10 protein-coding genes are annotated in these 9,669 nt (G+C 66.0%); 4 read left to right on the top strand and 6 right to left on the bottom strand.

Annotation, left to right across the window (positions count from 1 at the left end; translation table 11 throughout):
* Positions 1–53: 53 nt before the first annotated feature.
* The 3 genes from ACQ4MJ_RS23130 to ACQ4MJ_RS23140 all read right to left on the bottom strand — a co-directional run bounded on the left by ACQ4MJ_RS23130 (position 54) and on the right by ACQ4MJ_RS23140 (position 2,516).
* Positions 54–653 (bottom strand): ATP-dependent Clp protease proteolytic subunit, encoded by a 600-nt coding sequence (locus tag ACQ4MJ_RS23130; protein WP_431151140.1) that lies wholly within the window; start codon positions 651–653, stop codon positions 54–56.
* A 68-nt stretch (positions 654–721) separates the two neighbouring features.
* On the bottom strand, positions 722–2,038 hold the full coding sequence (locus tag ACQ4MJ_RS23135) for a flavin-dependent oxidoreductase (RefSeq protein WP_431151139.1): 1,317 nt from the start codon (positions 2,036–2,038) through the stop codon (positions 722–724).
* Positions 2,039–2,162: 124 nt separating this feature from the next.
* Positions 2,163–2,516, bottom strand: coding sequence for a FlxA-like family protein (locus ACQ4MJ_RS23140; RefSeq protein WP_431151138.1), 354 nt, complete (start codon positions 2,514–2,516; stop codon positions 2,163–2,165).
* 159 nt (positions 2,517–2,675) lie between these two features.
* On the opposite strand from ACQ4MJ_RS23140, the gene ACQ4MJ_RS23145 reads away from it, so the two are divergent.
* From ACQ4MJ_RS23145 to ACQ4MJ_RS23155, 3 genes are all read left to right on the top strand, one after another.
* A complete protein-coding gene (locus tag ACQ4MJ_RS23145) occupies positions 2,676–3,503 on the top strand; it encodes a sigma-70 family RNA polymerase sigma factor (RefSeq protein WP_431151137.1) in 828 nt (275 codons plus the stop codon).
* 64 nt (positions 3,504–3,567) lie between these two features.
* Entirely contained in the window at positions 3,568–4,176 is a 609-nt protein-coding gene (locus ACQ4MJ_RS23150) for a YdeI/OmpD-associated family protein (RefSeq protein WP_431151136.1), read from the top strand.
* Between the two features lie 59 nt (positions 4,177–4,235).
* Positions 4,236–5,255, top strand: a complete 1,020-nt coding sequence (locus tag ACQ4MJ_RS23155; RefSeq protein ID WP_431151135.1) for an aldo/keto reductase — start codon at positions 4,236–4,238, stop codon at positions 5,253–5,255.
* A gap of 193 nt (positions 5,256–5,448) precedes the next feature.
* Here ACQ4MJ_RS23155 and ACQ4MJ_RS23160 read toward each other — a convergent pair whose 3' ends face one another.
* Both ACQ4MJ_RS23160 and ACQ4MJ_RS23165 read right to left on the bottom strand, forming a co-directional pair.
* Positions 5,449–6,369 carry an OmpA family protein gene (locus ACQ4MJ_RS23160; RefSeq protein ID WP_431151133.1) on the bottom strand — a complete coding sequence of 307 codons (921 nt, stop codon included), beginning with the start codon at positions 6,367–6,369 and terminating at the stop codon, positions 5,449–5,451.
* A 108-nt stretch (positions 6,370–6,477) separates the two neighbouring features.
* Positions 6,478–6,855, bottom strand: a complete 378-nt coding sequence (locus ACQ4MJ_RS23165) for a DUF4398 domain-containing protein (RefSeq protein WP_055398468.1) — start codon at positions 6,853–6,855, stop codon at positions 6,478–6,480.
* 374 nt (positions 6,856–7,229) lie between these two features.
* Between ACQ4MJ_RS23165 and ACQ4MJ_RS23170 the strand changes: the two genes are divergently transcribed.
* On the top strand, positions 7,230–8,378 hold the full coding sequence (locus tag ACQ4MJ_RS23170) for a mechanosensitive ion channel family protein (protein ID WP_055398467.1): 1,149 nt from the start codon (positions 7,230–7,232) through the stop codon (positions 8,376–8,378).
* A gap of 211 nt (positions 8,379–8,589) precedes the next feature.
* Here the strand turns inward: ACQ4MJ_RS23170 and gap are convergent, their stop codons facing one another.
* Positions 8,590–9,588, bottom strand: coding sequence for a type I glyceraldehyde-3-phosphate dehydrogenase (gap, locus tag ACQ4MJ_RS23175; RefSeq protein ID WP_055398466.1), 999 nt, complete (start codon positions 9,586–9,588; stop codon positions 8,590–8,592).
* Positions 9,589–9,669: the final 81 nt, after the last annotated feature.

Below are 9,669 nucleotides of genomic sequence, written 5' to 3' on the forward strand. Positions count from 1 at the left end.
ATCCATCAAGCGCTAGCAGCTATGTATTTAATAGCTTAAAGGGGCGTGCTGCTTCACCCCTTCAAAGCCGCTTTGTTCTCGATGATGCGCGAGACCAGGCCGTAGTCCACCGCCTCTTCGGCCGACAGCCAGTGATCGCGTTCGATGTCGGCCAGCACCACCTCCAGCGGCTTGCCCGTCTGCCGGGCGATGGTGCGCGCAATGCGCTCGCGGGCTTTCACAATCTCTCGCGCCTGGATGGCAATGTCGCTGGCCGGGCCACCTGCGCCCCCGCTGGGCTGGTGGATCAGAAAGCGTGTGTTGGGCAGGCAGAACCGCCGCTCGCGCGGCGCGGCCAGGTACAGGTGCGTGGCCGCGCTGCCCACCCAGCCGGTGCCGATCATGTTCACCGGCGCGGTGATGAAGCGCACCAGGTCATGTATCGTGTCGCCCGACTCCAGGTGCCCACCGGGCGAGCTCACCAGCATGTCGATGGGTTCGGCGCTCTCGGCATCCAGCGCAATCAGCCGCCGTGCCACATCGGCGGCCAGGGTGTCGGTGATGGTGCCGAAGACCAGCAGGGTGCGGGCCTTGAAGGCCTTTTCTTCCAGGTACGACGTGCGTGGCTCGGAGCCTGGGGTGGCAGGTGGGGTGTTGGTGTCTGGCGTGTCCATGGGGGCAGGTCCTTGAAAAGAGTGACAGGACTGCCATGACGAACGAGACACGCCGGGCGTGACACCCCTCAGCCTGCGGCCACGCGCTGCCCCGGCGCGATGGTGGGCGGCGCCGCATTCAGCGTCTCGATCGCAAACCCCGCCGCCGCCTTGTAGCGCGCCATGAAGCCTTCGCGCTCTTCGCGCGGCAGCACGTCGTCGATGTGGTCGAACACCCCGCCGCAGCGTTCGTCCACCAGCCCCAGCAGGCCAAAGGGGCCGGAGCCCCGGTTGCGCAGCACCAGCGCCGAGATGTCCTTGCACAGCTGGTCGTCATAGGCACGCAGCGCCTGCGGGCCCACGCCCTGCGCAATCAGCTGTGCGCCCAGCACGCGCGCATCCACGATGGCCTGGCTGGCACCGTTGGAGCCCACGGGGTACATCACATGCGCCGCGTCGCCCAGCAGCGCCACGCGGCAGTCCACCCAGGTGGGCACGGGGTCGCGGTCGATCATGGGGTATTCAAAAATGTCCTTCGCACCCCGCAGCATCGCGGGCACGTCCAGCCAGCTGTAGTTCCAGCCGTCAAAGTGGTGAGCGAATTCCTCCAGCGCCACACGCCGGTTCCAGTCGCCCTGCTGCCAGCCGCCCTGGTTGTCCACCGTGATCTCGGCGATCCAGTTGATGGTGGCCAGCCCTGTGGCCGGGTCGGGCGGTGTGATGGGGTAGAACACCACACGGTGCCGCAGCGAGCCCACGCCCACAAACGAAGCGCCCGTTCGCACAGGCACCCCCGGCGTGGTGCCGCGCCACATGATGGCACCGCCCCACTGGATGGGCGGCTGCGCGGGGTGCATCTGCGCCCGCACGGCCGAGTGCAGGCCATCGGCGGCGATCAGCAGCGATCCGTCCACTTCCCGGCGTTCACCATCGCGTGTCTCGATGATCGCCGTCACACCATCGGCATCTTGCCGGTAGCCCACCACCCGCTGTCCCAATTGCACAGCATCGTCACCCAAGCGTTCTCGCACGGCGTTGAACAGCATCATCTGCAGCTGCCCCCGGTGCACCGAATACTGCGGCCAGTGGTAGCCCGCCTCCAGCCCGCGTGGCTCGGCGTACACCTCGTTGCCGTTGCGGCCCATCAGGGCCCATTCGCGCGCCTGCAGACCAATGGTGTCCAGCACTTCGTTGCCAAACCCCAGGTCGTGCAGCTCCCGCACAGCGTTGGGCTGCAGGTTGATGCCCACGCCCAGCGGCTGCAGCTCGGGCACCGATTCAAAGACGATGCAGGGCACGCCGATCTGGTGCAGGGTCAGGGCAGTGGCCATGCCACCAATGCCACCACCGGCGATCAAGACGGGGTGGACGGAAGAGGGGGGTGAAGTAGTAGGTGCGCCAGACATGCCGAGATTGTCCATGCAATGGCGGGCGGAGCTTGTCGCGGACGCCGCAGGCGAATGCGGCGCTGGTGCATGCCGGGTGCGGGGTCTTGCAGGCTGGGAGCGCCCCCTCAGCAAGCCATTCTTGTCAGGCGTAGGTATCGACGTTGTTGCCCAGTCCAGCGGGTTGATTCTTTGCGGATACGGCCTTGTGCTGCTGTGCGGCACTGGCCGCAGCGCCTTCGGCCTTCGCCGTCTGGGCCCGTTGCTGCTCTTGCTGTTGCGCGCGCTGTATCGCCGTGATCTGGGCTTGCACCATCTGAATCTGGGCCTGCAGCAACTTGGCCTTCTGCTGCTTGGCCTTGGCATCCATGTCGGAGCTGGCCAAGCCCTTGAGCTGCTCGGTCAGCTCGCGCAGCTGCTTTTGCAGCTTGGCGATGTCGCTGCTGCCACTGGAGGAAGAGACCGGGCCGGTGGTGGAGGTGGTGCTGGCAATTTGCATCCCTGGTTATCGGCAAGGCGCCGGGAAAGTTGACCGACCGCCCCCTCGCGCTGCGGTCTGTTGAACGCCGCCAACCCATGTGACGGAGGTAGTGACAACAGCCTGCGAGCCATTGCCTGCCGATGTGTGGCCTGCTTCAGCCTGTGGCACCATGCCCCGATGCAGAACGATGAACACCTGTTGGCGCTGGTGAACGCCAGCCGCAGCACCTTGCTGCGTGCCGCTACGCGCCTGCTGGGCCCGGCCGATGCCGAGGACGTCGTGCAGGACGCCTATGTGCGTGCGCTGGAGGCCAACGCCCCGGTGCTCAATGCGGCCCAGGCGTGGCTGCTGACGGTGGTGCGCAACCTGGCCATTGATCGACTGCGTCGCCGTCAGTGGATGGCGCAGTGGGCGGCAGAGACCATCCAGGCAGCGCAAGGGGATACCCTCGTTTCGGTCGCGCCTTCGGCAGAGGCCGATGCCGCGCTGGCGCAGCAAGCCACGCTCGCGCTGCGGCGACTGGCGGCGTGTGTGACGCCCGTGGAGGGGGCTGCGGTGCTGCTGCATGCGGTGTTCGATGCCAGCCACGCCGAGCTGGCGCAGGCTACCGGCCGGACGGAAGCGGCCAGCCGCCAGCAATTACGCCGCGCGTTGCATCGCCTGCGGCGGGCCGAAGAGGAGGCCCGCCGTGGTGATGGGCGCGATGAATCCAAGGACGCCGACCCTGCGGTGCTGCGCCTGTACCTGCAGTCGCTGCAATCGCGGGACGCACGGGGCCTGTGGGCCCTGCTGCGCCAGCCGCCGGTCAGTGCATTGGCCATACATGGTGCGGTGCATGCCGTGCTCCCGTTGCAGCACCAAGCCCGACGCCCACGGGCCAAGGCGGGTGGTGTGGTGCAGGTAGGTGGGCAACTGGGTTTGGTGCTTACGCTGGATGGCGTGACACTGTGCGTGTTGCCCCTGGGGCCATGCGCCGAGCTGGCGCACGAAGGCGTGGTGGCCTAGCCGACGCACCCGCACAACAGCAATTGCCAGCCGCCCGCCTGCACAAAAAGACGTTCGCAGCACCATGGCCTCCCAGACCTCCCCCACCGTCTTTGCCACCCCGAAGGCGTTCCGCCAGTGGCTGGAGCGCCATGCAGACAGCGCGCCGGAGTTGCTGGTGGGCTTTCACAAGGTGGGCTCGGGCCGCCCCAGCATGGGCTGGTCGGAGTCGGTGGACGAAGCCCTGTGCTTTGGCTGGATCGATGGCATCCGGCGGCGCATTGACGAGCACACGTATTCGATCCGCTTCACCCCGCGCAAGCCGTCGTCCATCTGGAGCGCTGTCAACATCGCCAAGGTGGAGCAGTTGCAGGCGGCGGGCCGCATGACGCCCGCGGGGCTCGCGGCCTTTGCTCACCGCAAGGCGCACAAGTCGGCCATCTATTCCCACGAGCAGGCGGCAGTGGTCGAGCTGCCGGCGTCGCTGCAACGCGCCTTCCAGCGCAACAAGGCCGCGTGGCGGTTCTTTCAGGAGTCCACGCCACCCAGCTATCGCAAGAGCATGCTGCACTGGGTCACATCCGCCAAGCGCGATGCGACCCGCGAGGCACGGTTTGCGGAGTTGGTGGCCGCCTGCGCTGCGGGTGAGCGCATTGAGCTGTGGGCCAAGCGGCCATCGGCCGCAAAATCTTAGGCCCCGCACCCAAGCCCGAGCCACCCGCTGGGTTGCCGCGCTTGCCGTAAGCTCGCGGCATGCAACAAAGAAACCTTGGACCTTTCTCCGTCTCGGCCATCGGCCTGGGCTGCATGAACCTGTCGCACGCCTATGGCGCGCCGGTGTCTGCCGAGCAGGGCGAGCGCGTGCTGCTGGCTGCACTTGATGCGGGCGTGACGCTGTTCGACACCGCCACGCTCTATGGCTTTGGAGCCAACGAAAACCTGGTGGGCCGTGTGTTGAAGCAGCACCGCAGCCGCTTCACGCTGGCCAGCAAATGCGGCATGCAGGGCGTGGATGTGGCGGGTGACGGCAAGCTGGTGCGCGTGATCGACGGGCGGCCCGATACGCTGCGAAAGACCTGCGAAGACAGCCTGCGCCGCCTGCAGACCGATGTGATCGACCTGTATTACCTGCACCGCTGGGACAAGAGCGTGCCGATTGAGGAAAGCGTGGGCGCACTGGGCGAGCTGGTGCGGCGGGGGCACATTCGCACTGTGGGTCTCTCCGAGGTGTCAGCTGCCACGCTGCGCCGCGCGCATGCCGAGTTCCCGATCACGGCGGTGCAGACCGAGTATTCGCTGTGGACGCGCAACCCCGAGATTGCCGTTCTGGACGCCTGCCGCGAGCTGGGCGTGGCCTTTGTGGCGTTCAGCCCGGTGGCGCGGGGTTTCTTGTGTGGCGGCTTGACCGATGTGAGCACGCTGGACGCCAAGGACATCCGCCGTGCCATGCCGCGTTTTGCACCCGAGGCGTATGCGGCCAACCTGAAGCTGCTCGATGGCTACCAGGCGATTGCACGCGATGTGGGCTGCACACCCGCCCAGCTGGCCCTGGCGTGGCTGCTGCACCAAGGCGAGCACATCATCCCCATCCCAGGAACCACGAACGTGGAGCATCTGCACGACGACCTGGGTGCCGTGAACGTGCGACTGGATGCGGCCACCATGGAGCGTCTGGGCGCGCTGATCAATGAGCGCACGGTGGTGGGCAATCGCTACAACGCCCAGAGCGCGAGCGAAGTGGATACCGAAACGTTTGAAGACCGCGCGGCGTAAGCGGCGCGGTCTTTGAAGCGTTTATTGATATAGGCCGCAGAAACCGGCGTGGCTCAAGCCAGTGGCCGCCGCGCAATGGCCGCCAAGCCGCACGGGCGGCGCTTCGTTAGCGTGCGATGGCGGCGTCCCCCTGCCCGCAACGCGCAGCGATGCGAGAGCGGAGGGAAGGCGCGTGGCGCCTCAGGGGGGCGCTTTACCTGCCGCGCAGGTTGCCCTTGTCATCGGCGATCACGATCTCCACGCGGCGATTCATCGCACGGCCTTCGGGCGACGCATTGTCGGCCACGGGGTGGGCCTTGCCGTAGCCGCGTGCGGTGATGCGGCTGGTGTCCACGCCGCGCTGCACCAGCGCGGCGCGCACGGCTTGGGCGCGGCGGTCTGACAGGTCCTGGTTGTAGCTGTCGCTACCCACGCTGTCGGTGTAGCCCTCGATCAGCAGTTTGCGGTCCGGGAACTGTTTGAGGAAGTTGGCCAGCTTGTCCAGGCGCGGGCCCGCCTGGGCGGAGAGCTCGGCCTTGTTGAAGGCAAACAGCACATCGCCCAGAGTGACCAGCAGGCCGCGTTCGGTTTGCTGGGCCTCGAGGTCGCGCAGTTGGGCTTCGAGGGCGCGCACACGGTCTTGTGCGGCGTTGGCCTGGGCCATGGCGGCCGTGGCCTGGGCCTGCTGTTGGGCTGCACGTTGCTCTGCGCTCATCGCCTGTTGTTGGGCTTGCTGGGCGCGCAGGCGGGCTGCGTCAGCCTCTTGGGTGCGGGCCTGCAGGCGGATGCGGTCGGCTTCGCTGCCCGCTTGCTGGATGTTGGCATCGAGCTGGCGCGCGCGGGCCGCGTTGGTGGCGATCTCGGCGCGTTGGCGGGCAATGTATGCCAAGTGGTTGGTCTCGGACGTGTCGCGGTCATCGGCCCACACGCGGTCGGCCTTGGCGAGTGCGTCGGTGGCTTGCTTCAGTTCGAGCTGCGCGTACTGGTTGACGGCCGGGTCTCCTGCAGCGGTGCTCACTGCGGTACGGGCCTCTTCCAGCGCGGGCGATGGGGTGGTGCTGGCGCAGGCGGCCAGCAGGCCTACGGCAATCAGGCTGGTGCACAGGGCGGTGGTTCGGTGAAAAAAGCGATGCATGGTCAGGTGTTCCTTGAAATGGGGGGGAGGTCAATCGCGGGGCCTCAACGGTGTTGGGCGTGAGTCGAAGCCAGGTTGGGCGCTAAGGCTTCAACGTCTGGCGCTGGCCTAGCGCGGCGATCGGCGGTTGATTTCTTCTTGCAGCGCTCGGATGCCGTCTTGCACTTGCGTCAGGTTGGCGGCATTGCTGGCGGCGTCGGCGCGGGTTTCGGCCACGCGGGCATCTACCTCGGCCTCAGCGGCCAGGCGGCGCGCGGCCACATAGTCCTTTTCCGCCATGGCTTTTTCGGCCTGCATGAGCTTCTCGCGCGCTTGTTGCAACTGCACGGGGGCGCTGGTGGCCACCGCCGGGGCAGCCGCAACGCGGTTCACGGTGGTGCGGCTCACGGCCATTTGCTCGGTGGGTGCGGGGGTGGAGGAACAGGCGGCCAGTGCGCCCAGTGCGAGTGCCGCTGTGGCGGTGCGGATCAGTGCGGATGAATGCATGGTGTGGTGGACTCCTGTGGAGGTTGTGGGATGTGCCGCACCGAGATTTCGGGCGGGCAGCCAGCGGTGTTCTGGTGTTGATGCATTGTTGGGGCCCGCGCGGCACCGGGGCGTAGGCCCTGCCTCTGTATTGCTGTGGGGCATGTCTTACGAACACTTGCAAACGGGGCAGACCAGCGGCGCATTGGCCGTTGCCTGATCAACTGCGGAACTCTGACATCCACGGGGTCTCGATCAAGGACGTTGCGCACCTCAGCGCTCCATCGCGGGGCTGAAGCGCCCTGCATGGCCGAGGTCACGGGTCGAACCCGTGTATCAGCCCCGCCCCCGCGCGCCCCATCCCGTCACTGCACCACGAAGAGGAGAGTCCCCGCATGCAGCCATCCACCTTTATGACCTGGGTCCAGGAGACCACCTTTGCCGGCGTGCCGCTGTGGAGCCTGTGCGTGGCCCTGGCGGCCACCACGGCCACCTATGCAGCCATCCTTGTGGTGCTGCACCTGCTGACCCGCCGCGCCAAGGTGTGGGCCACGCAGTCGCACAGCGGCATGGCGCTGACCATGGTGGATGTGCTGGAAGGCACCAGCCGCACGCTGATGCTGGTGGTGGCTCTGCTCGTGGGCGCGAGCCTGCTGGACCTGCCCGGCCGCTGGGAGAGCCGCCTGAGCCAGCTGTGGTTTGTGGCCGTGGCGCTGCAGATGGGCCTGTGGGGCATGCGTGCCATTGGCATAGGTGTGCGCCGCTATGTGGAGCGGCACTCGTCCAGTGGCATGACGCAGGTCAGTGCCTCGGCCACGCTGATGTCCTGGGGGCTGCGCACGCTGTTGTGGAGCGTGGTGCTGCTGGCCATCTTGTCGAATGTGGGCGTGAACATCACGGCCTTCATCGCCAGCCTGGGCGTGGGCGGCATTGCGGTGGCGCTGGCGGTGCAAAACATCTTGGGAGACCTGTTTGCCTCGCTCGCCATCGCGGTGGACAAGCCGTTTGAGGTGGGCGACTTCATCGTGGTGGGCAATGTGTCGGGCACGGTGCAGGTGATTGGTCTCAAGACCACACGCATCCGCAGCCTGCAGGGCGAGCAGATCGTGATGTCCAACACCGACCTGCTCAAGCAGACCATCAGCAACTTTCGCATGCTGGAGCGGCGGCGCATCGTGTTCACGTTTGGCGTGGCCTATGACACCACCCCCGAGCAGGCTGAGGCCATTCCGGGTGTGGTGCGCAAGCTCATCGAAGCCCAGCCGCAGCTGCGTTTTGACCGCGCGCATTTCAAGGCTTTTGGCGCCAGTTCGCTCGACTACGAGGTGGTCTATATCGTCGAAGACCCGGCCTTCAACGTGTACATGGACCTGCAGCAGTCCATCAACCTCGGGCTGCTGCGCGAGTTCAAGGCCATGGGGGTGGAGTTTGCTTTCCCCACCCGCACGGTGCACATCGCAAGTGCTCCAGGGCAGGTGCCGGGGCCTGCGCCGCTGGCTATGGCGGCCTCAGCAGCGGCAGCTCTTGGGGGTGGTGACCGTTGAATGCCAGGTGGTCCGTACCTGCTATGCGCGGAGGGCGGGCAAAAAAAAGCCGGTGGCCTTGGCAGGCGACCGGCTTGAACAGGGTAGTTGCTACTAGCGCTTCTTCATCTTCAAAGGGAAAACTTTTCAAGACCCGCGCAAACAGGGATGAATCCGCCGTTGCGTTCTGAGGCCAAGCATGGCGCCTGATCCCCTTTTGCGCAAGTCGTACTTACTTGGATACCACGCGCACCATTTCCAGGCACTTGTTCGAGTAGCCCCATTCGTTGTCGTACCAGCTCACGACCTTCACGAAGGTGCCGTCCAGGGCAATGCCAGCGTCGGCATCAAAGATCGAGGTGCGGGTGTCGCCACGGAAGTCGGTGGCCACCACCTTGTCTTCGGTGTAGCCCAGAACGCCCTTCAGGGCGCCTTCGGACTGGGCCTTCATCTCGGCCTTGATTTCTTCGTAGGTGGCAGCCTTGTCCAGTTCCACCGTCAGGTCCACCACCGACACGTCGGAGGTGGGCACGCGGAAGGACATGCCGGTCAGCTTCTTGTTCAGCGCAGGGATCACCACGCCCACCGCCTTGGCAGCACCGGTGCTGGAGGGGATGATGTTTTCCAGAATGCCGCGGCCGCCGCGCCAGTCCTTGTTCGAAGGGCCGTCCACGGTCTTTTGCGTGGCGGTGGCTGCGTGCACGGTGGTCATCAGGCCGCGCTTGATGCCCCACTTGTCGTTCAGCACCTTGGCCACGGGGGCCAGGCAGTTGGTGGTGCACGATGCGTTGGAGATGATGGCCTGGCCCGCGTAGGTGTCGTGGTTCACGCCGAACACGAACATGGGGGTGTCGTCCTTGGAGGGGGCCGACAGGATGACCTTCTTGGCACCAGCGTCCAGGTGCTTCTGCGCGGTGACCTTGTCCAGGAACAGGCCGGTGGATTCGATCACCACGTCGGCGCCGACTTCGTTCCACTTCAGGTTGGCGGGGTCGCGCTCTTGCGTCAGGCGGATCTTCTTGCCATTGACGACCAGGGTGTTGCCCTCGACCGAGACTTCGCCCTTGAAGCGGCCATGCACCGAGTCGTACTGCAGCATGTACGCGAGGTACTCGGGCTCCAGAAGGTCGTTGATGCCCACGACTTCGATGTCGCTGAAGTTCTGGATGGCCGAGCGCAGCACGTTGCGGCCGATGCGGCCGAAGCCGTTGATACCAATCTTGATCGTCATAGGGAGCCTCTTCAAAGTTGCAAAGTCGAAATCGGGAATCTGCCGCCGCGCGCCCGCTGGCAGCGGGGCACAGCGGGCAGG

Origin of the sequence: Acidovorax facilis (assembly GCF_050626955.1) — a bacterium.
GTDB classification, from domain to species: domain Bacteria; phylum Pseudomonadota; class Gammaproteobacteria; order Burkholderiales; family Burkholderiaceae_C; genus Acidovorax; species Acidovorax facilis.

What these genes read in the sequence shown, in the direction of transcription:
- ACQ4MJ_RS23170 (WP_055398467.1), top strand. Translation starts at nt 7,230, where the DNA reads ATGCAGCCATCCACCTTTATGACCTGGGTCCAGGAGACCACCTTTGCC.
- ACQ4MJ_RS23145 (WP_431151137.1), top strand. Translation starts at nt 2,676, where the DNA reads ATGCAGAACGATGAACACCTGTTGGCGCTGGTGAACGCCAGCCGCAGC.
- ACQ4MJ_RS23155 (WP_431151135.1), top strand. Translation starts at nt 4,236, where the DNA reads ATGCAACAAAGAAACCTTGGACCTTTCTCCGTCTCGGCCATCGGCCTG.
- ACQ4MJ_RS23165 (WP_055398468.1), bottom strand. Translation starts at nt 6,855, where the DNA reads ATGCATTCATCCGCACTGATCCGCACCGCCACAGCGGCACTCGCACTG.
- ACQ4MJ_RS23135 (WP_431151139.1), bottom strand. Translation starts at nt 2,038, where the DNA reads ATGTCTGGCGCACCTACTACTTCACCCCCCTCTTCCGTCCACCCCGTC.
- gap (WP_055398466.1), bottom strand. Translation starts at nt 9,588, where the DNA reads ATGACGATCAAGATTGGTATCAACGGCTTCGGCCGCATCGGCCGCAAC.
- ACQ4MJ_RS23150 (WP_431151136.1), top strand. Translation starts at nt 3,568, where the DNA reads ATGGCCTCCCAGACCTCCCCCACCGTCTTTGCCACCCCGAAGGCGTTC.
- ACQ4MJ_RS23160 (WP_431151133.1), bottom strand. Translation starts at nt 6,369, where the DNA reads ATGCATCGCTTTTTTCACCGAACCACCGCCCTGTGCACCAGCCTGATT.
- ACQ4MJ_RS23130 (WP_431151140.1), bottom strand. Translation starts at nt 653, where the DNA reads ATGGACACGCCAGACACCAACACCCCACCTGCCACCCCAGGCTCCGAG.
- ACQ4MJ_RS23140 (WP_431151138.1), bottom strand. Translation starts at nt 2,516, where the DNA reads ATGCAAATTGCCAGCACCACCTCCACCACCGGCCCGGTCTCTTCCTCC.